General features: G+C 49.3%; 15 protein-coding genes. 5 read left to right on the forward strand and 10 right to left on the reverse strand.

Features of this window, described 5'->3' with window-relative positions:
* Positions 1-207: 207 nt before the first annotated feature.
* The 7 genes from B5F78_RS04160 to polA all read right to left on the reverse strand — a co-directional run bounded on the left by B5F78_RS04160 (position 208) and on the right by polA (position 7,665).
* Positions 208-858, reverse strand: a complete 651-nt coding sequence (locus B5F78_RS04160; RefSeq protein WP_087211603.1) for a chloramphenicol acetyltransferase — start codon at positions 856-858, stop codon at positions 208-210.
* 6 nt (positions 859-864) lie between these two features.
* Positions 865-1,776 (reverse strand): ketopantoate reductase family protein, encoded by a 912-nt coding sequence (locus B5F78_RS04165; RefSeq protein ID WP_087406107.1) that lies wholly within the window; start codon positions 1,774-1,776, stop codon positions 865-867.
* A 149-nt stretch (positions 1,777-1,925) separates the two neighbouring features.
* Positions 1,926-3,029, reverse strand: coding sequence for a redox-regulated ATPase YchF (gene ychF, locus B5F78_RS04170; RefSeq protein ID WP_013618353.1), 1,104 nt, complete (start codon positions 3,027-3,029; stop codon positions 1,926-1,928).
* A gap of 114 nt (positions 3,030-3,143) precedes the next feature.
* On the reverse strand, positions 3,144-3,752 hold the full coding sequence (locus B5F78_RS04175; RefSeq protein ID WP_087211608.1) for a zeta toxin family protein: 609 nt from the start codon (positions 3,750-3,752) through the stop codon (positions 3,144-3,146).
* Positions 3,739-3,954 carry a hypothetical protein gene (locus B5F78_RS04180; protein ID WP_087211611.1) on the reverse strand — a complete coding sequence of 72 codons (216 nt, stop codon included), beginning with the start codon at positions 3,952-3,954 and terminating at the stop codon, positions 3,739-3,741. Before B5F78_RS04180 ends, B5F78_RS04175 begins: the two co-directional genes overlap by 14 nt.
* 400 nt (positions 3,955-4,354) lie before the next feature.
* Positions 4,355-4,741, reverse strand: coding sequence for a DUF3836 domain-containing protein (locus B5F78_RS04185; RefSeq protein WP_087406108.1), 387 nt, complete (start codon positions 4,739-4,741; stop codon positions 4,355-4,357).
* A 152-nt stretch (positions 4,742-4,893) separates the two neighbouring features.
* Complete coding sequence (gene polA / locus B5F78_RS04190; RefSeq protein WP_087406109.1) at positions 4,894-7,665, reverse strand: DNA polymerase I; 2,772 nt, start codon at positions 7,663-7,665, stop codon at positions 4,894-4,896.
* A gap of 94 nt (positions 7,666-7,759) precedes the next feature.
* Between polA and B5F78_RS04195 the strand changes: the two genes are divergently transcribed.
* From B5F78_RS04195 to B5F78_RS04210, 4 genes are all read left to right on the forward strand, one after another.
* Complete coding sequence (locus tag B5F78_RS04195) at positions 7,760-8,734, forward strand: polyprenyl synthetase family protein (RefSeq protein ID WP_022040531.1); 975 nt, start codon at positions 7,760-7,762, stop codon at positions 8,732-8,734.
* Positions 8,735-9,290: 556 nt separating this feature from the next.
* Complete coding sequence (locus tag B5F78_RS04200; protein WP_087406110.1) at positions 9,291-12,545, forward strand: SusC/RagA family TonB-linked outer membrane protein; 3,255 nt, start codon at positions 9,291-9,293, stop codon at positions 12,543-12,545.
* 23 nt (positions 12,546-12,568) lie between these two features.
* Complete coding sequence (locus tag B5F78_RS04205; protein ID WP_022040533.1) at positions 12,569-14,527, forward strand: RagB/SusD family nutrient uptake outer membrane protein; 1,959 nt, start codon at positions 12,569-12,571, stop codon at positions 14,525-14,527.
* A 25-nt stretch (positions 14,528-14,552) separates the two neighbouring features.
* The gene (locus tag B5F78_RS04210) at positions 14,553-16,196 is read left to right on the forward strand and encodes a DUF5123 domain-containing protein (RefSeq protein WP_162608481.1); all 1,644 of its coding nucleotides are present in this window, start codon (positions 14,553-14,555) and stop codon (positions 16,194-16,196) included.
* Positions 16,197-16,398: 202 nt separating this feature from the next.
* Here the strand turns inward: B5F78_RS04210 and B5F78_RS04215 are convergent, their stop codons facing one another.
* From B5F78_RS04215 to B5F78_RS04225, 3 genes are all read right to left on the reverse strand, one after another.
* Positions 16,399-17,814, reverse strand: a complete 1,416-nt coding sequence (locus tag B5F78_RS04215; RefSeq protein ID WP_087406112.1) for a glycoside hydrolase family 28 protein — start codon at positions 17,812-17,814, stop codon at positions 16,399-16,401.
* Between the two features lie 350 nt (positions 17,815-18,164).
* Positions 18,165-20,471, reverse strand: a complete 2,307-nt coding sequence (locus B5F78_RS04220) for a GH92 family glycosyl hydrolase (protein ID WP_204502656.1) — start codon at positions 20,469-20,471, stop codon at positions 18,165-18,167.
* Between the two features lie 174 nt (positions 20,472-20,645).
* Positions 20,646-21,716, reverse strand: coding sequence for an acyltransferase family protein (locus tag B5F78_RS04225; protein ID WP_087406113.1), 1,071 nt, complete (start codon positions 21,714-21,716; stop codon positions 20,646-20,648).
* Between the two features lie 108 nt (positions 21,717-21,824).
* On the opposite strand from B5F78_RS04225, the gene B5F78_RS17060 reads away from it, so the two are divergent.
* The gene (locus B5F78_RS17060) at positions 21,825-21,995 is read left to right on the forward strand and encodes a hypothetical protein (RefSeq protein WP_162608482.1); all 171 of its coding nucleotides are present in this window, start codon (positions 21,825-21,827) and stop codon (positions 21,993-21,995) included.
* The last annotated feature ends 15 nt before the right edge of the window (positions 21,996-22,010 follow it).

A 22,010-nucleotide genomic window follows, 5' to 3' on the forward strand; every position in this document is an offset into this window, starting at 1 on the left:
AGGCATTTTCGCTTCTGTGATGAGGAAGATAGCGGGCTATCTGACGAAGAACAGGAGCGAAAAGGACCAAAAAATCGCCCAAAGCACACACGGAAACGGATACATCAAGTCAAGAAAAACTTTTTGGAGAAATTCAAAACAGCTTCTTACTATTTACGATGGAGAAAGTCATAAATCGTAAATAGTAAATTGTCTAATCGTAAATGTTTATAGTTCCTTCAGCGTCTGCTCCACCTTCTCGAAGAAGAGCGAGATGTGTGCCCCGTCGGCAAAGGCATGGCTTACGGTAAGTGCTATCGGCATGTAGAGCCGTCCTGCACGGGTGATTGCCTTGCCTGCATTCATCAACGGATAATCCAACGGATGCCCTACCGATTGTTGGGTATAGGTGATGGAGGTGAAATACAGTTTCGGCGTGGCGCTGAGCAGGAACACGTCGAAATCTCCTTGTTCCGCTATCTGCTTGTCTGTGCCATACGGGTCTCCGTCTTCGGGAATGGAGGTGATGATACGCCGTGCTTCGCGGTAGAATGTATCGAAGTCGGGATGATAGGGAATACGCACGGTGTAGAATGTACGTCCCGGTACGGCGATAGGTGTAATCACATCCACCGTATCGTGGTAGACCACTTGCCCGTTCTTATCCCAGCGATAGCGCAATTCCTTGATTTCGTTTACCGCCTTCGTGATGGCATAAAGATAATAGAGGAAAAACGAATGCCCTTGTGCCTTTGCCCGTGCGTATGCCTCGGTGCAATCGGCTTCGCTCGTTATGGCAATCCACGAGTTGGCAAAGCCTCGGAAGAAGTTATAATTGTCTTTCCGTTCCCATGTATCAATGTTGATGATGTGTTTCATGCTTTCTTATGCTTTCTTGAATTTTAATGCCACTTTGTGATACGTCGGCAAATCGATGCCCAGCCGTTCGCCCAAGTCAATCATATCGAACAGCAAGCCTTGTATTTCCGATTCGTGTCCGCGGGCAATGTCTTTCTGCATGGAGGCGGTGCTGTGCGGGTCGAGCTTGTCAATGACTTTCAGGTTATACGTTACGGGGTCTTCGGGGAAGATTACACCCAGTTTACGCCCGATTTCGGCACTTTCCTGCGATAATCCGATAAAGGTATCGCGCACCTCGCCTTCGTGCTGCACTTCGCCCATGGGCACATTGTGGTAGGCTCCGGTACATGCCATGGCGGAGATGAATGCCCACTTGATGAAGGTGTCGCGGTTGATGTCGTCCGATACGTCTACTTTGATGCCGCACGCACGCAGTTCTTCGGCTATTTGATTCAATTGTTCGCAGGAAATGCCTTGTTCAGGGCGTGCGCCGAATACCAGGCGGAAGATGCTTCCCATTTGGGTAATCTCGCCTTCTCCCGAAACAAATCCTACGATGTAGATGCATCCGTCGAGCACGTGTACCGAAGGCACAAGCCTTCCGATGAGCGGTCCGGTGCCATACACATTCAGAATAGGGATGACTAGCGTTTCGGGGGTGGAAGCACGTTCTAATACTTCCTTGATAGAGTCGATGGAATATCCTTTCACGCACACGAAAATCACGTCGGCTTTTCCTTCGAATTCTTCGGCGGTATAAGCCTTCACGGGAAGAAAATGTTCGCCTTTCAAGTCCGATTTCAGGTGAAGCCCTTTTTGCCGGATGGCATCCAGGTGTTTGCCGCGTGCGATGCAGGTCACGTCTTTGCCTGCCAGAGCGAGGAATCCGGCGATAGAGCCTCCCACGCCCCCTGTTCCTACTACTAAGTATTTCATGGTGAGTTCTTAAGTTATTAAGTTCTTGAGTTTGAAACGCAGATTAACGCAGATTCTCGCAGATTATTTAAAGGTTATTATTGTAAATGGTCAGATAGTAAATGAATAAATCCGCGTTAATCTGCGAAAATCTGCGTTTTTAATAGGAATCACACATTAAAGCGGAAGTGCATGATGTCGCCGTCCTGCACCACGTAGTCTTTGCCCTCTACGTTCAGCTTGCCAGCCTCGCGTACGGCGGCTTCACTTCCGTATTGGATATAGTCTTCGTATTTGATGACTTCGGCACGGATGAAGCCCTTTTCGAAGTCGGTGTGAATGACGCCGGCACATTGCGGGGCTTTCCAGCCCTTGTGGTACGTCCATGCCTTTACTTCCATTTCACCGGCGGTGATAAAGGTTTCCAGATTCAGAAGCTTGTATGCCGACTTGATGAGGCGGTTCACACCCGACTCTTCCAGTCCCACTTCCTGCAGGAACATCTGGCGGTCTTCGTAGGTTTCCAGTTCGGCGATGTCGGCTTCGGTCTTGGCTGCTACTACCAGGATTTCGGCGTTCTCGTCCTTTACCGCCTCACGCACCTGCTCTACGTACTTGTTGCCTGTGGCAGCACTTGCTTCGTCTACGTTGCATACGTACATCACCGGTTTCGCCGTGAGCAGGAACAGGTCATGCGCTATTTTCTGTTCGTCTTTCGATTCGAACTGCACCGTGCGTGCCGATTTGCCTTGTTCCAGTGCCTCTTTGTAGCGCACCAGTACATCATAGGTTTGTTTAGCTGCTTTGTCACCTCCGGTTTGTGCCTGCTTCTGTACGCGTTGGATACGGCTTTCGATGGTTTCCAGGTCTTTCAGCTGGAGTTCGGTATCAATGATTTCCTTGTCGCGTACCGGATTTACCGTACCGTCTACGTGGGTCACGTTTTCATCATCGAAGCAACGCAGCACGTGGATGATGGCATCTGTTTCGCGGATGTTCGCCAAGAACTTGTTGCCCAGTCCTTCGCCTTTGCTGGCACCCTTCACCAGTCCGGCAATATCGACGATTTCTACGGTAGTAGGTACGATGCGTCCCGGATGGACTAATTCCGCCAATTTGTTAAGGCGTTCATCGGGAACGGTAATTACGCCCACATTCGGTTCGATGGTACAGAAAGGGAAATTGGCTGCTTGAGCCTTTGCGTTTGATAAGCAATTGAAAAGCGTCGATTTGCCCACGTTCGGCAAACCGACGATGCCACATTGTAAAGCCATAATGATATATTGTTTTTATTGTTTTGATTTCTTGCTTGTTTCAACGGGCAAAGGTAGTCATTTCTTTTGGCATATCGGGCAGGGCACTCCGATTATTTACATAGAAGCCTCTTATTATCGGGCATCTGGTAATAGGATTTTCGCCCATTCAGACACTTCGGTCACATACATTTTCTTTAATTCGCCATTGACCAAGCGGAATTGAAGTTTGGCATCTTCGCCGTCTATGGAATTGTCGTACACATAAAGGCGGTCCACAATCGGCGCTACGGTCTTGCAATTTTCTATGGACTTGAAATAGCGCGAAATGATTTTAGTGATGGGTACGTCATGTCCCCCTTTCATCACTCTGTTGGCAATCCTTGCCGCATTGATAGAGGGGTGTGAAGTCGAGATAAAGAATAAACGGATAAAGAAGCCTTGCCGTTTGGCTTTAATGATGAATGCGACTTTATCTTCGGCAGACATTACGGTTTCAAACACAAAGCTTTTTCTTTCCGATAAACATGTTTCTCGTAGCTCGGCGCAATAATTAGCTGCTTTTAGTACAGCTTCCGGTGAGTTCCAGTCGCCATATTTATCTTTAGCCACTTCGTCCGGATTGATGTATAGCGTGCCTTCCGCCCATTCGTGATGCAGGAACTTTTGAGTGACGGATGTCTTGCCTGAGCCATTAGGTCCGGCTATTACAATCATTTCCGGTAAGCGTTTATTTGTGTCCATTCCGTATGTTTTCTATGTCTTTCGCCCATTTTGCTTGTTTTGTCAAAACGTTTTGCCGCATTTGTTTCCAATGCTCCTCCGTCGCCTTTTGGTTGCTTATTCTCGCTTCCTCGGCAACTTCCCTCATGATTTGTTCCAGCATTTCGTCCGTAGGCTCCTGCTCCGGACTGAAGCGGTATGCGTTTAATTCTTTCTCTGACATGATTGAGGTATTACGTTAGGGTGCAAATATAGTTATTTCTTTTGGCATATCGGCACACCTCTGATATTTGTTATGCAAAATTTATTTGCATAGCCAGCTTCTTTTTACGTCCTCCGTCCCGAGGACGTATGTTTTTGGTATGGAGGACGCACATCCTTCGAACGGAGGATGTATATCCTTGGGACGGAGGACGTAAAAGGATGCAGGTTGATTCAAGAAAAGTATATGGGTGAAACGAGAAAGAATAGACTGATTGCTTACAAATCGTAACTTAATGAGGCTTTATTTGGTATGAATCTATACTTTAAGGACGCTAAAAACAAAAAGAGACGCTTCCTCGCGAGGCGTCTCTTTCGGATTGTTGAGAGTTTATGAAAATATGTTTTGTTTTATGTGCTGCTTATTGTTGTACCGTAACGGTCATTTCCGGAACAAGGATAAAGTCTTTCTTGCCTTTATTCCACTTGTAGTATTCGATGGTTACGTTGTTGCCAGCGTATGAATACTTGATACACATGTGGTTACGCCAGTCGTTGCGGGTTGCATCCCACTTCATCAATGTGCTTTCAATGACTTGTTTATTGTCATTGTACTTATAGTTATATTTTTCGTAATTGGTCAGGATGCCTTCGTTCATCTTGTAAACGGTTTCCGACATCTTAACGCCATCCACTTCTTCGGTGTTGTAAATCAGGTTCGCTTCCGGTGTGTTAGCGGAAATTGTAAGGTTTGCTACGAAAATGCAAGCTACAACAAAAATGCTCTTCAATAAATTCATTGCTTTCATATCTTTAAGTTTTTAAGGGTTTACTATCTTTTTGTTTTTGATTACGCTGCAAAGGTAGTGAAATTTTTGATATGAGCTAACATTTCGGCTAAAAATTCATTCGATTTTAGCAAAATGTTAGCAAATAAAGATATGTTAACTATTGCGAATCCTTAGTGCGCTTCCAGCCAATTTTGACCCCAACCGCAGTCGGCTTGCAAAGGAACTTTCATTTTGTAAGCACTCTCCATTTCGGTTATCACAATCTGTTGCACTTTTTCCTTTTCTTCGGGCAGGACGCTGAAGTTAAGTTCATCGTGTACTTGGAGAATCATCTTCGAACGGATTCCCTCTTCGCGGAAGCGGCGGTAGATGCGTGCCATTGCTACCTTGATGATGTCGGCGGCACTTCCTTGGATAGGGGCGTTGATGGCATTGCGCTCGGCATATCCCCGCACTACGGCGTTGCGTGAATTGATGTCGGGCAAATACCTGCGGCGGCGGAAGATGGTCTCGATATAGCCTTTTTCGCGTGCCGACTGGATGCTTTTGTCCATGTATTCCTTTACGTGCGGATAGTTTTCGAAATAGCCGTCTATCAGCTCCTTGGCTTCCTTGCGGTCGATGTTGAGACGTTCGGCAAGCCCGAATACCGAGATGCCGTAAATGATGCCGAAGTTGGCGGTTTTCGCCTTGCTCCGTTGCTCGCGGGTCACGTCTTCCAGCTTCTCCTTATATATCTTGGCGGCGGTGGCGGCATGGATGTCCTGGTTCTCGCGGAAGGCTTCTATCATGTGCGGGTCTTCGCTGAGGTGCGCCATGATGCGGAGTTCGATTTGCGAATAGTCGGCCGAGAAGAACTCGCAACCCTCATCGGGGATGAATGCCTTACGGATTTCTTTCCCGTCCTCGTTGCGTATGGGGATGTTTTGCAGGTTTGGGTTGCTGGAACTGAGGCGTCCGGTAGCGGTTACGGTCTGGTTGAACGATGTGTGGATGTGTCCGGTTTCGGGGTTGATGAGCTGGGGCAGGGCATCGATGTAGGTGCCGAGGAGCTTCTTTAATCCGCGGTGCTCTAAAATCTTTTCTACGATTTCGTGCTTTCCTTTCAGGCTCTCCAACACTTCTTCAGAGGTGACATATTGCCCTGTTTTGGTCTTCTTGGGCTTGTCTACGATTTTCAGGCGGTCAAATAACACTTCGCCTACTTGCTTGGGAGAGGCAATGTTGAATTCTACCCCAGCCAGGCGGTGCACTTCTTCTTCTATCTGGTTCATGCGGGCGGTAAAGTGGCGCGAGGTTTCCTTCAGAGCTTCGGTATCGATGCGCACACCGTTGCGTTCCATATAGGCAAGTACGGGCACGAGCGGCATTTCGATGTCGCGGAAGAGGGCTTCGGCATCGTTTTGCTTCAATTCCTTTTCCAGCACGTTTTTTAGTTTCAGTGTGACATCGGCGTCTTCGCACGCGTACCTATATATATTGATAGGGTCAAGGTCGCGCATATTCTTTTGGTTCTTTCCTTTCGGGCCGATGAGTTCTTCTATTTTGATGGTTTCGTAGTGCAGGTAGATTTCGGCAAGGTAGTCCATTCCGTGATGCAGTTCGGGTTGGAGCACATAGTGGGCTATCATTGTGTCGAACATGGGTCCTTGTATCTCCACACCGTAGTTTGCCAATACCAGCATGTCATATTTGATGTTCTGTCCCACTTTTAAAGTCTGCGGGTTTTCGAATACCGGTTTGAATTTGTCCACGATGCGTTGCGCTTCGGTGCGGTCGGCAGGGACAGGAACATAGAATGCCTGGTTTTCGGTATACGAGAAGCTCATTCCCACCAGTTCGGCACGTATCGGGTCGGTTCCGGTGGTCTCCGTATCCAGACTGAAAACCTTCTGTGTCAGGATATTTTGTAATAATTGGTTGATTTTCTCTTCTGTATCAATGAGTTGATAGTCGAAAGCAAGGTCGTCAAGCCTTGTGAGATTTGAATTTTCAGGAGCTTCCGTACTCTCGGGCGTAAAAAAGCCAAAGAGATCGCCTTGCGCGGAGGGTGGGGGAGCGGCGGTTTTCTTATCGGTTCCCACCACGCGGTCGAGCAAGCTCCGGAACTCCAGGTCTTCGAATATCCGCTTGAGCGTTTCCTTGTCCGGCTCCTCCCGTTTCAGCCCGTCCATATTGAGGCGGATGGGTACATCGGTCTTGATGGTGGCAAGGAATTTGGAGAACAGGATTTGTTCGCGGTTGGTTTCTACCTTGGTCTTGATGGCACCTTTCAGCTCACTGGTATGTTCGAGCAGGTTTTCGATGCTTCCGAATTGGGCTATCAGTTTCTGGGCAGTCTTTTCGCCCACGCCCGGGCATCCGGGGATGTTGTCGGCGGTGTCTCCCATCAACCCCAGCATATCAATGACTTGAGCCGGAGACTGGATGTCGAACTTGGCTTTCACTTCCGCTACGCCCATCACTTCGAATTCCTTGTCGCCGTATTTGGGACGGTACATGAAGACGTTGTCCGATACCAACTGCCCGTAGTCTTTATCGGGCGTCATCATGTAAGTGGTGATGCCTTGCCGTCCGGCTTCGGTGGCAAGGGTTCCGATGACGTCATCGGCTTCGTATCCGCTTACCTCAAGAATGGGGATGCGGTAGGCACGGATGATGTCTTTTATAATAGGCACCGAGAGACGGATGACTTCGGGTGTTTCTTCACGCTGGGCTTTGTATTGTTCGTAAGCCTCGTGGCGGAACGTGGGACCTGCAGGGTCGAAGGCGATTCCAATGTGTGTGGGCTGCTCTTTCTTCAACACATCTTCCAGTGTATTGACGAAGCCCATGATGGCGGAAGTATTGAATCCCTTCGAGTTGATACGGGGATTTTTGATGAAAGCATAGTATGCCCGGTAAATCAAAGCGTATGCGTCCAGTAGAAAAAGTTTCTCCATTCGTGTAAAATATTTAATGTTTTGAACGTAAAAGTACAAAAAAACACCGTATTTCGATGTTTTATTATTATTTTTGTGCCCAAATAAATCTCTAATGGACAAGATAGGACTAATCAGGAAACCGATAGAAAGGGAACTGAGCGAATTTAGGATGCTTTTCGATACCGCTTTGACCAGTACCGCTCCGATACTGGGCGATGTGCTGGGCTATATCCGGAAGCGTAACGGGAAGATGATGCGCCCCATGCTGGTATTGTTGATGGCGAAACTTTATGGCGAAATCAATTCCGCCACGTTGCATTCGGCTTTGTCGTTGGAATTGCTTCATACGGCAAGTCTGGTTCACGACGATGTGGTTGACAAGAGCGACAAGCGGCGCGGACAAGCGTCGGTCAATGCGCTGTATGATAACCGTGTCTCGGTATTGGTGGGCGATTATATGCTTGCTACGAGCCTCCGTCATGCCGCTTATACAAAAGAAATCGAACTGGTGGACCTGGTGGCCCGCTTGGGACAGAACTTATCTGAAGGTGAAATTGTGCAATTGGCAAATACCAGCAATACTTATTTTTCCGAAGAGATTTATTTCGATGTCATCCGTAAGAAGACGGCAGCCCTTTTTACGGCAAGTGCTGAGAGTGGTGCGCTTTCTGTCAAGGCTTCGGCGGATGATGTGGACAAGGCCGCATTGTTCGGTGAAATGATAGGTATCGCTTTCCAGATTAAAGATGATATTTTCGATTATTTCGAGAACGAGGAGCTGGGAAAGCCTACGGGCAATGATATGCTGGAAGGCAAACTGACCCTGCCTGCCTTGTATGTACTCAATCATCAGGCGGATGAAGCGACGCGAGAACTGGCCCTGCGCATCCGTTCGCTGAAAGCCTCACAGGAGGAAATTGCTTCTTTCGTGTCTTACGTGAAGCGTGAGGGAGGCATCGAGTATGCCGACAAGGTGATGCACGATTACCGTGACAAGGCACTGGGCTTGCTTCCTGCCCAGACGGACGAGTCGCTCCGTGCGGCACTCACCGCTTATGTAGATTATGTGGTGGACCGGACGAAATAAAAAACTGAGAAACTGTTTTGAATTTCTACCAAAAGTTTTTTTCGTCTTGATGTATTCATTTTCGTGTGTGCTTTGGGCGATAAATTCAAAACAGTTTCTGAATGAATGTCCTCAAAATGCCAGTCGAAATGAAGCTTATCCGGTGGCTGATGGATATGGCTGCATTGGGCATTGCAACTAGCTTCATAGGCTTATGAAACTAGTTGCGTTTCGGACGGCCTCTCGTGCGGAGGGAACCGTGCGGTAATAAAAATGTATTCTTGGCAGGGCACAATCGTATCTAGGAGTACAAGTGTGTGGAATATCTATCTGATTCTGCTCTTTTTAAATTAATTTTTCCACACAAATAACCAACTATTTCACCTTCTTTCATAATATTTGCTATAATTTTGTTACCCAAATGTGGAACGAAGTTAAGCCTACTATTATGAAAGGCACATGCGGACAGATAAAAGGGGGAGAATGCACTTTCTTCCAAGATATTTTCTCTTCGTGTCCTTTCAGAGTAGACGCAAGGACTGGATTTATTTTTAATACTCAACTTAATATTTAGTTTATGGATTTAGCAAATTTAGTTCGTAGGGCAGGAGCTACGCTATTGCTGGCTATGCTGTGTCTCGTTACGTTTGCTCAGGGAAAGACGGTGACCGGTACGGTTGTAGACGGCACAGGTGAGCCGCTGATTGGAGTAAGCGTATTAGTGAAAGGTACTACTGCGGGAGCGATTACCGATTTCGACGGTAAGTTTTCTATTCCGAACGTGAAAGCAGGAAGTACGCTGGTGGTGTCGTATATCGGGTATGCTACTCAGGAAATCAAGGTGGATGACCAAACTACATTTAACATTACATTGGCAGACGATGCCCAGCTGCTGGACGAAGTGGTGGTAATCGGATACGGAACAATGTCAAAGAGGGACTTGACCGGTTCAATCGCTTCGGTTGACGCGGAACAATTGGCAGCCGTACCTGTAAACAATGTGTCGGAAGCATTGACTGGTAAGATGCCGGGTGTATCTATCACAACCACGGAAGGATCTCCCGATGCTGAAGTGAAAATCCGTGTGCGTGGAGGTGGTTCTTTGTCGCAGGATAACTCTCCTTTATATATTGTGGACGGATTTCCGGTAAGCAGTATCAGTGATATCGCTTCGGCAGATATCGAAAGCATCGATGTGTTAAAGGACGCTTCTTCTACCGCTATTTACGGTGCTAAAGGAGCCAATGGTGTTATTATCATTACTACGAAGTCCGGACACGAAGGGAAGCCGCAAGTCAATTTCGGTGCATCTTTCGGTATACGCAAGCGGGTAGGCGAAGTAGGTGTGTTAAGCCCGTATGAGTATGTGATGTACCAGCAGGAACTGAACCAGGACGGAACGAATTACGGTTTGTATCAGGATTTGGACATCTGGAAATCGGTAGAAGGGACTAACTATCAGGAAGAGCTTTTCGGACGTACGGGTAACCAGCAACAATACAACGTGAGTGTAAACGGTGGTACGAAAGAAACCAAATATGCGGTCAGCTATTCACGCAATGACGAAAAGAGCGTCATGATCGGGTCGGGCTATGCACGTAACAATATTACCGTAAAGTTGCAGACCAAGTTGAACAAGTGGTTGACGCTTGACTTGAACGACCGTTTCTCGTATACGGAAATTGACGGTTTGAGTGGTGGTGCTGATACACAGGAGAGCAGTAAGGCATACTCAATTGTGGCGCGCAGTACCATCTATCGTCCGATAACCCGTCTTTCGGAAGACTTTGTGGACGAGGATACCGGTAATACGGATTTTACTCCGTTGGAACGTATTAACGCGACTTATAAGAAGCAGACCCGTCTGCAGAACAATGCCAATGCCAGCCTGACATGGGAGCCGATAGAAGGCTTGAAATTCCGTTCGGAATACGGATACGGATGGCGTTATAATAACACAGACCAGGTGTGGGAAGCCAAAGCTACCGCCAATTCGAAGTTCGGTTATTCCGGTCAGCCTCAGGCATATCTGACCAAGCGTGTCCAAAAGGAATGGCGTTTGGCGAATACGGTGACATACGACCATAAGAACCTGTTGGCAAAACAAGATAAGTTTAACGTAATGATTGGTCAGGAAATGACCAGTTCATGGTATGATGATACCAATATGACTTCGGTAGGCTTCCCGACCGACAATACGGTAGACCAGGTGCTTGCCTCTATGGGTAACGGAACGGCATTGCCCACTGAAACTTATATTGGTATTAAGGATAATACTTCTTCTTTCTTCGGACGTATCAACTATTCATTGCTTGACCGTTATTTGCTGACCGCTACGGTCCGTGCCGATGGTTCCAGCAAATTCACCGACGGCAACCGTTGGGGCGTATTCCCCTCTGTAGCTTTAGCATGGCGTATCAGCGAAGAATCATTCATGAAAAAAGCGAGCGACTGGCTTTCCAACCTGAAACTCCGTCTTTCGTTCGGTACAGCAGGTAACAACCGCATTGATGCCAAATACATGTATACGACTTATTCGCTGGGTAGCACGAGCGACCGTACCATTTATTTCGGTGAATCGGCAGCTTCGATGTTGCAACGCGGTGACATGCTTTCTAATCCTGACTTGAAATGGGAAACTACCATAACCCGCAACATCGGTATTGACTTTGGTTTCTTCAATAGCCGCATAACCGGTAGCATCGATGCTTATTGGAATACGACAAAAGACTTGCTGATGCGCCAGACGCTTCCGGGGGCTTCCGGATACAGTTATCAGTATCAGAATGTAGGGCAGACTTCTAACAAGGGTATCGAGTTTATGACGGACATTGTGATTGCCGATAAAAACGACTGGGGGTTGAACTTCAGCTTCAACATTGCATACAACCGGGGCAAGATTGACAAGTATCCTGGCGGAGCTACTTGGGAAAGCAGCCGTTGGTCTGGTTCGGGCGTTATCAGTCAGGAAGAATTCTATCTGGAAGAAGGCGGACGGCTGGGTGAAGTATACGGCTATATCTACGATGGTGTGTATACGACCGATGATTTGCAATGGAACGGTACGGGATGGGCAATCCGTACAGACGCGGAAGGAAAACCAGTGACTCATGGATTAGGTACTGTAACAGGTTCATTGGAACCGGGTTCGATGAAGCTGAAAGACGTGAATAACGACGGTGTTATCGATGCCAATGATAAAGTCCGTTTGGGCAATACCATTCAGCCCGTGATTGGTGGTTTCGGACTGAACGGCCGTTTCCTGAAGAACTTTGACTTTACGGTATTCTTTAATTATCAATTGGGAGGTCAAATCATCAACGGAACAAAAGCCGCTTCAAGTTATTATGAAGGCTCACGCCAACACTATAATGTGAACAATAACTTTACAATGGCCAACCGTTGGTCGCGCGTAGACCCCGTTACAGGCGAAAATATGATGAACCGTAATTTTGCCAATGACTACATTGCCGCTCATGGCGAACAGGCTTATTATGACTATATCAATGGCGTGAACAGCGGAAAATCTATTTATAACCCGGCTACCGTAACCGGACGTCCTCTTACCAGCTGGGATGTGGAAGATGCATCTTTCTTGCGCTTGCAGACCGTTTCTATCGGTTATACCTTGCCGAAAGCATGGAGCCAGAAGATGCTGATGCAAAATGTACGCATCTATGCTACAGGATATAACTTGTTCTGCTTTACAGGTTATTCGGGAGTAGACCCTGAAGTGGATTGCTGTACCAGCACTCCGATGACTCCGGGTGTGGATTATGCGGCTTATCCCAAGAGCTTCTCTATTGTTGGAGGTATCAACGTTACATTCTAAAAACCTGAAAAAAGGATTGAAATATGAAAAATATATATAAGACATGGGCACTGGCAGGCTTGGCCTTTGCCACAACATTGACATCTTGCTCCGACTTCTTGGACCAGACGTCTCCTTCTGAAATGTTTCCCGAAACGGTATACAATACGGAAGGATATACCCAACAAGCTTTGAACAAAGTATATGCCGGACTTGTGTTAGACCACACTTACGGATGCCGTATTCCGTTGAACTTTTCTACCAACAGCGACATTGAACTGGTAGATGCCTTGACGCAAGAAACTACTACGGCAGATTCCGAACGCGGTCTTTGCAGCTACAATGCTCCCAATTGGAACCGCTTGGCAAATAACTGGAGCGAAATGTTCGAGATTATCGAGAATGCCAATTTGGTTATCGAGGGCATACGCGGTTCCGAAATCCGTGAAAATGAAAACATGCGCTACTATTTGGGTGAAGCACTTACCTTGCGTGCCATGGTGTATTTCGACTTAATTAAGCATTACGGCGATGTGCCCATGAAGATGGAATCCACCAAAAGTGACGGTTCCAATCTTTATTTGGAAAAGACAGACCGTGATGTCATCATGGATTCTTTGCTGGTGGATTTGCAGGAAGCTGCCGAATTGTTGCCGTGGGTAGGAGAGGCAGGTTATACTTCTGAGCATTGTACCAAAGGTTTCGCATACGGACTGGCTGCCCGCATCGCATTGGCTGAAGCCGGTTATGCCATCCGTGAGACACCCAAAGAAGGTTATGTAAACCTGAGCGAGAAGCGTGAAGGCCAGTTGGGATACAGTGACCCTACTTATCCGACAATGCGCCCGGGTGATGAGAAACGCCGCGAACTGTATGAACTTGCCTTAAATTGCTTGGATGCCATCATCACCAGTGGCAGACACCAGTTGAATCCCAGTTATGAAGATGAATGGTATCGTATCAACCAGTTGACACTGGACCAGACGTATTACGAGAACATCTTCGAAGTGGCACACGGACTGAATTATTCAGGTGAGATGGGGTATACGGCGGGTGTACGTATCAATACGGCGGGTAGCCCGTTTGGCTTCAGCAATTCATCAGGAAAAGTGAAGCTGACTGCTCCTTTCTTTATGTCGTTCGATCCGGAAGATGTGCGCCGTGACATAACTTGTGCACCGTACGAATTGCGTGATGTGACTGCTACGCAGACCTTTACGAATGCTCCTTTCGGCATTTATGTGGCAAAATGGGATGTACGTAAGATGACGGAAGAGTGGCGTGCCCAAAATGCTGCTGTAAGTACAAAGACCGGTTATGGCATCAACTGGGTAGTGATGCGTTATTCTGACGTATTGCTGATGTATGCCGAAGTGGTAAACGAACTTTACGGACCTAACGGTAGCGGGACATGTGGTAAGTCGGCTATGGAAGCTCTGGCAGAAGTGCGCAGCCGTGCCTTTAACGGAAATGCCGAAAAGGTTTCACAATATGTAGCCCAGGCAGCCGGAAGTAAGGAGTCGTTCTTCGACGCTATCGTGGATGAACGTGCTTGGGAGTTGGCAGGTGAAGCTGTACGTAAGTACGACCTTATCCGCTGGGGATTGCTGATAGACAAGACCGTGGAAATGCTTGATTCTTACAAACACGCCATTGAAAATGATGAGTATGTGGCAGACCTGTATTATAAGGAAAGTGCAGGTGCCGACCCTTGGTATCTGGTAGACTATTCCAGTGTATGCTGGTACGAAGAACCGGAAAGTACCAACGATTATAAGAGCGTCAGCTTCTGGGGCAATGTGAAGAAAGACGGGGTGATTCCTGATGACAACAGCACGTACGATGCGCTCAATTACATCAGCAGCGGCCTTATCAGCTACGATAAATATGCTGGTTTCCAAGGTGCTGCCGGACCGGTGGTTAACCGTCACGTGTGGCCTATTCATACCACGACTATCAACGATTCTAACGGGCACTTGAAGAACTCTTACGGATTTAATTAATCTCCAATTTTAAAATGATATGAATATGAAAACCAACTATAAATATCTATTCATGGCAGGTCTTCTTTCTGCAGGAATGACCGCCTGCGTGGATGACAATGACTGGGGCACCGACAGCAGCTATAACCGTCTGTTCGGGGCACAGGACATACAGGTTTCGGCTATGGCAACTACAGCCGAAGTAACTTTCGACCGTCTTTCAAGCGTGGATTATTACATCCTGGAACTGAGTACAGACAGTCTTTATCAAGAAGACTATCATCAAGGTTCCCGGATTGATACGGTACGCGAATCGCCTTACATCCTGGAAGGGCTGACCGGTGAAACTACTTATTTTCTCCGTATGAAAGCTTTCTCGAATAATGGTACGTCTCCTTCATTGTGGAGTTATTTCGAAGATGGAGACCGCCGTTCGTTTGAAACCGATGGTGAACAGATTTTCAATTCTGTGGCATCGGCAGACTTGACCGAAAGCACGGTACGCCTGACTTGGCTGGCTGATGCCGAGGTTACACATATTGACGTGTACGCTTCTGAAGAGGCTTTCGATGCCGGTGAACCGGCTCTTCAAACCTATCAGATAACAGCAGATGACCGCGCGGCAAGCGCATGCACCATCAGCGGGCTGGAATCGCAGACCGAATATTGGTTTGTTATCTATAATGGAACGACGAAGCGTGGCGAAATCGGTGCTACCACTACACCGCCGATGCCTGACGCTGACTTGAAGATCTCGCTGGAAGAAGGCGTTACGCTGATTGACCAAGTGCTGATTGACGACCTCGCCGCACAGGCGCAAGCCGCTGCCGGAGGCGCATCAAGCTACAGCCTGACGCTGGGTATTCCGGGCGGTGCTGCGATGGAGGTACATGGAGTAGATGAGGAGACAGGCGAAGCGACTGGGTTGGCAATACCTGAAGGCATGTCTGTTACGTTCTTTGCATTACCGGGCGAACGTCCTGCGCTGAGTTTCCAGAAGTCGCTTGAAATCGGAGGCACGCACGGATATATCCGTTTCGAAGGAGTGACGATTGTAGACGACGGCTGCCAGTATCTGGTAAATGAAAGCAACGGTGCCACTATCGGCGACTTTACGCTGACTAACTGTATGATAGATAACATGAACAGAAGCATCGTACGTCTGCAGGCTTCGGATGCTGTGACTTTCAACGCTATCACGATTGACAATTGTGTGGTTACCAACATCGGTTCAGGTGGCTATGCCGTATTCCGTGTGGACAATGCAGCGTATACCATTGGCGCTATCAACGTAACAAATTCTACGTTTAGCAATGTAGGGCATAACTTTATCCAGGCAGGCAAATGTGCCTTGTCAGAAGTGAATTTCAACGGAGTGACCTTCTATAATGCACCGAACAATGCCAGCCGTTACCTGGTAGATGCGAATGGAAACAGCACGAATGTCAACGTAGAAAATACTTTCTTCGGTCTGACTCCGGGACGAGGCATCCGTACCGATGGCACGGTTACGGTTGTCAACTCTTTCAAGACTACCGATGGCGTGTTCAGCAGCAATGACTTCGATGTAGATGTGACTTCGCCTGAAGCGACTTCTGTGGAAGTGTTTACCGATCCGGAAAACGGCGACTTCACGCTCTTGCTGGATGATTTGAACGGCATCGGCGACCCGCGTTGGTTTACCGAGTAAAAAGGACAAACAGCCGTAGGCTGAATTTTGATATGTTTTTTCAATAAAAAGAGGCGGTACATCATGCACCGCCTCTTTTTGGCTTCTTATACAGATGCTCGTATTGGCCGATACAAGCGTTTACATTTGCTGATGTAAGCGTTTGTGATTGCCAATACGGGCATTCGTGTTTTCGGAAACTTTAGGTATAACTTGACGGTGCTTACGGCATTACCTTCACTCCCGTGGCATTGACCGTTTTCACATTGTCTGCCGCATGGTCGGGACGGGGAGTGCCCCATGCTACGTTGCACGACTGCAGCCGGATGTCCGAAGCCGTGTCGATGTAGAAGCCGTACGTGTTGCCACGCACGAAGCCTTCGCCGTCGCACGGACGCTTGTCGTAGATACCACCCTCGTAGGCGGTCTTTTTTTGCAGCGAGAGCGACACTTGGTCGAAGTAGATGTGGTTTACCTTTTCGGGTGTGTCGCCGCCTACAAATGCCCCGTTTTCGCTCGTACAGCGGATATTATGGAAGTAGATGTGGCTCACCTCGCCGCATGCGCCTTTTGTCGCTCCTTTCGGGAAACGCCAGCCGGCATCCTTGTGGTTGCCTACGGCGCGTGGGTAGGAGGTGACGTAAATGGCTTCAGCCTTTCCCCACCACACGTCGGAGAAGAAGCGGCAGTCCACTATCATGTTCGAGAACACTACGTTGGTTACTGTGCCTTCGTCGCGGTTCTGGATGCCGATGCCTCGGTTGCTGTCCTTGATGATGCAGTTGGTGAAGAGCACGCGGCGGATGCTGTCCATGTTTTCAGACCCTATCTTGATGGCGCACGAGCGCGAGGTCATTGTGCAGTTGCTCACCACTACATCCTCGCAGGGACCGTATTGCTCGAATTCGCGGCGGTTCTTCAGGCAGATGCAGTCGTCGCCCGACTCGATGAAACAGTTCGCGATGCGCACGTCTTTCGAATGGTCCACGTCGATGCCGTCGCCGTTGCGGATTTTCAGGTTGTTCAGAATGCTGATGCCGTCTATCGAAGCGTCACGGCAGCCGATGAGATGTACGGTCCAGTAGGCGCTGTTGCGGATGGTCACGTCACGGATAACCAGCTTCTCGACATCCGTCAGTGTCAGCACGTGCGGGCGCGGGTCGAAGTCGGTCACGGGCTTCAGTTCGTACGAGTCTTCCAGTTCCTTGCCCATGAATGCCACGCCGTTGCCGTCGATGGTTCCCGTTCCGGTGATGGACACGTTTTTCAGTCCTTTGCCGCTAATCCACATCATCCCTTCGCCCCGGTTTTCGCCGAATGCGCTTTCGGTGTAGACGCTCTCGTTGGGGTTCGCCAGCAGGCACGAATTGGGTTCAAGATGCAGGTCGACATACGAGGCGAGCCGGAAGGGGCTGCACAAGAAGGTATGTCCGGCAGGGACGAGCACCGTGCCGCCTCCTGCCTTCGAGCAGGCGTCAATGGCGCGTTGCAGGGCTGGGGCATCGTCGGTGGTGCCATCGCCCGTGGCTCCGTAGTCCAGGATATTGTACACATTGGTTTGCTTCGTCTGGCACGAACCGAGGAGGCAGATGCCCAGCACGAAAAGCAGCAGTCGGTTTGTCTTAAAGATTCCAGTCATATCAAAATTGGTTTTTAGGTGAATAATTCGGTTATAAGTAGATGTTGAGAATTAGTTTATATAATGTGTCAGCTCAGAAACGCAGATTAACGCAGATTAGCGCGGATTCTTTTGATTTACTATTTTTCGATTTATGAAGTACGATTTAATGCTCGAATAGTAAATTGTCAAATCGTAAATTAAAGTAATCTGCGCTAATCTGCGAAAATCTGTGTTTCTGATAATATCATTTTATTTTTTATTTTGCATACTTACTTAAATCACTATAGAAATGCGCGCCGGACCCTCGCCGGAGACCTTCGGGGTGTCGAAAAATGCGCGGCGACCCCTCGCCTCGCATTTTCTACCTCTCAGAAGGCTCTTGGCGGACAGTCTTCCGGCTTGTTTCCCCAGCCGGGAACAGGCTTCGGACCCATTTCGAACTCCATGGTGCCGCCCCGAAGGATGTCTTCGTGGGTGATGTAGTTCTTGGTATAAGGCTTGCCGTCGAGGGTGACGCGTTGGATGTAGATGTTCTCAGCAGAGGCTTCGGGTGCCAGGAGGCGGAATGTGTTTCCGTTTTCCAACGTCAGCACGGCTTCCTGGAATGAAGGACTTGCCAGAGCATAGTAGGGCGTACCGGGGCAGACGGGATAGAAGCCGAGGGCGGCAAAGACGTACCATGCTGACATCTGTCCGGCATCATCGTTGCCCGAAAGACCGCCGGGCGCATCAAGGTATTCGGTCTGCATGATGTGGCGTACTGCCCGCTGGGTTTTCCACGGCTGGCCGGAGTAGTTGAACAGGAAAGCCACTTGGTGGCAAGGTTCGTTGCCGTGCCAATAACGGTTCTGGCTGAACATCGAGTCAAGCTTGGCAATGTACTGTTCTTGCCCGCCCATGCATTCCATTAGTCCATAAGGATCGTGAGGAACGTACCATGTATAATGGCAAGGGGCACCTTCAGTGATGAACTTGGCGAATCCGAAAGCGTTGTTTTCATTCAGGAAAGTGCCGTCGGCATGCCGTCCTTGCGCATATCCGGTACGGGGGTCGATGACGTTGCGGTAGTTTTGCGCACGGCGCATCAGAGTCTCATAATCCTCTGTCTTGCCTAAGCGTTTCGCCACTTGGGCAAGGACAAAATCATCGTAAGCGTATTCCAACGTACGCGATACTTGTTCGCGGACGTGGAAAGCATCGGGCACACTGTCTTCCAGTGGAATGTAGCCATACTGGAGGTACGACTGCAGAGCGCGGCGGCCCATTCCGTTGACGTATTCTTCGTGCGTGGCAGGGCTTTCAAAAGCATTGCGGCGCATCCCTTCGTAGGCTTTCTGCACATCGAAATTACGGATGCCTTTCACGCAGGCGTCTCCAAGGGCTGCAATGCAGTGGTCACCTATCATCGCTGCCGTATAGCTGTTCCAGCAGGGGAAGATAGGAAGCCAGCCCCCCTCTTCGTATTTATGTACCAACGACTGCATCATCTGTCCGCCACGGGTGGGGTGGAGGAGGTTAATGAGCGGATGCAAGGCGCGGTAGGTATCCCATAGGCTGTAGTCTTCGTAATAAGTCTCACCCTCAGGCAATTGGCGGATGGGCTTGCCGGTGGCGAACGAAGGGTAGCGTCCGTCTGCATCGCTGAAGGCGCGGGGCAGGAACGAGGCGTGGTAGAGGGCAGTGTAGAACTTCCGCCGGGCGGTCTCGTCACCGGTCTTTACCTGGATGCTTGCCAGGTGCCGCTCCCAGATGTCGGAAAGCTCCTGACGGGTGCGGTCGAAGTCCCAGTGTGGGATTTCGGCGGCGAGGTTGCGCAGGGCGCCTTCGCGGTCGGTGAACGATGAGGCGGCTTTCACCAGCAGCGTTTCGCCCTCCGTCACGGCGAACTGCACGTACACGCCGATGCCTTGTCCAGACTGGATGCAGGTCTGGTTGGCGAAGAGACTGTCGCCACGGAAAGTGCCGAAGGCGGTGGACTGGTTCTGGTATTCGATGACGAAGTGTCCGCTGTAGCCTGCCGCTTCGCCCCAGCCTTGGTAGATGCGGTGCACGGGGTTGTAGCCGTAGATGCGTCGGTTCAACGTATCGATTTCGATGTAGCCTTCGCCCTCGTCGCTGTTGGGGTTGACCACTAAGTAGGCGTTGCCTTTTTGTTCGTAAGTGAAGCGGAAGATAGCGGCACGCGAGCGTCCGGTCATTTCCGCCTTCAGGTGCTCGTCGGGCAGGGTTATGGCGTAGTAGGAGGGGGTTGCTGTCTCATCGTCGTGTGAGAAGCGTGTGGCGCGTGCTTCGGGTGTGCAGCGCAGCGTGCCGCTTAGTGCCGCGAGGGTCATCGAGCCATAGTCTTGCGTGCATCCGCCCACTATCCAGTGCGAGTTGCGGAAGCCTTGCATCAGCGAGTCGCGGTAGTAATACGGGGCGATGCACTTCAGTTCGGTGTCTTGTGTCTGTGGTGTCCAGAAGTTCATGCCGTTCGGTTCGAGCACGGCGGGCAGAGTCTGTCCGTATTCTTCGGTATGCTTGCCGAACATGCCGGCTGTGCGGGTGACGCTGGCTGCTGTTCCCACACGGGTGTCGATACAGCTCAATCTGTCCGGAATAGTTGGGGATGTGCATGACGGCAGGAATGCCGTCAGCAGCAAAACCCAAAGGCTGTTGGGATTGAATCGTTTCATGGCGTTGATGTTTTTTAGTGAGTTAGAAGGAGTTAGAGGAGTTATCGCCCGCTTTAGCGGGCTTAGGAGTTAAAAGCCAATAGTCTTGTTATGGCTCACATTTGCAACGGTATTGTCTTTTAACTCCTAACGGAGCGAAGCGGAGTGATAACTCCTTTAACTCCTTATAACTCCTTATATTTTAATATATATCTTTTTCTTGTACAACGGATATCCGATGGCTCCCATTACGCTCACGAAGAGCAGGGAGTAGACGGCGGAGGCTACATAAGGATTGCCGATGACGCTGTGGATGGCTCCGTAGACGGCGGGCTTGCACTCCGTGACGTTGAGCACCACTGCGGTCAGCTCGCTCAGCACGTAGAGGAAGAGCGGGTTGACCCCGAATACCTCGAAGATGCGGCACCAGCGTTTCTTCCCTTGTGCGTCGATGAAGTAAAGCAGCGTAGCCTGGAGCATCGCCGCCATTCCACACGTGGCGAGGGCATAGCTGGGCGACCAGATGCGCTTGTTTAGCGGCAACCATTCCACGAGCAGGAATCCGGCAGCAGCCAGCAGGAATCCGGCAACGAAGAGCTTCACAATTTTCTGTCCTAAGTCTTGCGTCTCCATAATCAGCCGTCCGCAGAGAAAACCGATAATCGTGTGGGCGATGGCAGCGAGGGTGCTGGTCAGCCCTTCGGGGTCGACGGGGCTTTTATGGTACAGGTGCTCGTAACCCAAGACCTTTGTGTCCCAGATGGCAAGGATGTTGGTAGAATCCATTGCGTAACCGTTTCCCCACTGGAGCAGGAGCGCATAGCCAAACAGCAGGATACCGGCTATCCACGCCAGTCCTTTGGGGCGTACGTAAATGGCAAGCAGCGAGACAATGCCGTAGCACAAAGCAATGCGCGGCAGCACGCCCAAGATGCGGATATGGGCAAAGGGCAGGAAGTCGCCTTCGCACGCAAACTCGAACCAGTAGATGCCCCAACCGATGAGGAAGATGAGCAGGGTACGCCGCATGATTTTCCGTAGGACGGCAGGGGAGGGTTGGAACTGGAATTTGCGTAGAGCGATGTAAGTGGATATTCCCATGATGAAGAGGAAAAAGGGGAACACAAGGTCGCACGGCGTCAGTCCGTTCCAAACGGAGTGGCGGAGCGAGTCGTACGAATATTCCCCTCCGGCATTGTTGACCACAATCATGCCGAATACGGTGATGCCCCGCAGGACATCGAGAGAGAGAAGGCGTTGTTTCATATAAATGGTTCTATTAAATTGAAACGCAGATTAACGCGGATTTTCGCAGATTGTCATTTTATTTGTCTGTCTATTCTGCGTTAGAAGCTGTTTTGAATTTATCGTGCGATGATTTGGGATGAGTTTTTGAGGCATTTTCGCTTCTGTGATGAGGAAGATAGCGGGCTATCTGACGAAGAACAGGAGCGGAAAGGACCAAAAAATCGCCCAAAGCACACACGAAAACGGATGCATCAAGCCAAGAAAAACTTTTTGGAGAAATTCAAAACAGCTTCTTAATCTGCGAAAAATCTG

Origin of the sequence: Bacteroides sp. An279 (assembly GCF_002159615.1) — a bacterium.
Classification (GTDB): Bacteria; Bacteroidota; Bacteroidia; order Bacteroidales; family Bacteroidaceae; genus Phocaeicola; species Phocaeicola intestinalis.

Coding starts and splice junctions, on each gene's coding strand:
- B5F78_RS04175 (WP_087211608.1), bottom strand. CDS start 3,752: ATGGACACAAATAAACGCTTACCGGAAATGATTGTAATAGCCGGACCT.
- B5F78_RS04165 (WP_087406107.1), bottom strand. CDS start 1,776: ATGAAATACTTAGTAGTAGGAACAGGGGGCGTGGGAGGCTCTATCGCC.
- polA (WP_087406109.1), bottom strand. CDS start 7,665: ATGGAGAAACTTTTTCTACTGGACGCATACGCTTTGATTTACCGGGCA.
- B5F78_RS04195 (WP_022040531.1), top strand. CDS start 7,760: ATGGACAAGATAGGACTAATCAGGAAACCGATAGAAAGGGAACTGAGC.
- B5F78_RS04205 (WP_022040533.1), top strand. CDS start 12,569: ATGAAAAATATATATAAGACATGGGCACTGGCAGGCTTGGCCTTTGCC.
- B5F78_RS17060 (WP_162608482.1), top strand. CDS start 21,825: ATGATTTGGGATGAGTTTTTGAGGCATTTTCGCTTCTGTGATGAGGAA.
- B5F78_RS04210 (WP_162608481.1), top strand. CDS start 14,553: ATGAAAACCAACTATAAATATCTATTCATGGCAGGTCTTCTTTCTGCA.
- ychF (WP_013618353.1), bottom strand. CDS start 3,029: ATGGCTTTACAATGTGGCATCGTCGGTTTGCCGAACGTGGGCAAATCG.
- B5F78_RS04180 (WP_087211611.1), bottom strand. CDS start 3,954: ATGTCAGAGAAAGAATTAAACGCATACCGCTTCAGTCCGGAGCAGGAG.
- B5F78_RS04215 (WP_087406112.1), bottom strand. CDS start 17,814: ATGACTGGAATCTTTAAGACAAACCGACTGCTGCTTTTCGTGCTGGGC.
- B5F78_RS04220 (WP_204502656.1), bottom strand. CDS start 20,471: ATGAAACGATTCAATCCCAACAGCCTTTGGGTTTTGCTGCTGACGGCA.
- B5F78_RS04200 (WP_087406110.1), top strand. CDS start 9,291: ATGGATTTAGCAAATTTAGTTCGTAGGGCAGGAGCTACGCTATTGCTG.
- B5F78_RS04225 (WP_087406113.1), bottom strand. CDS start 21,716: ATGAAACAACGCCTTCTCTCTCTCGATGTCCTGCGGGGCATCACCGTA.
- B5F78_RS04160 (WP_087211603.1), bottom strand. CDS start 858: ATGAAACACATCATCAACATTGATACATGGGAACGGAAAGACAATTAT.
- B5F78_RS04185 (WP_087406108.1), bottom strand. CDS start 4,741: ATGAAAGCAATGAATTTATTGAAGAGCATTTTTGTTGTAGCTTGCATT.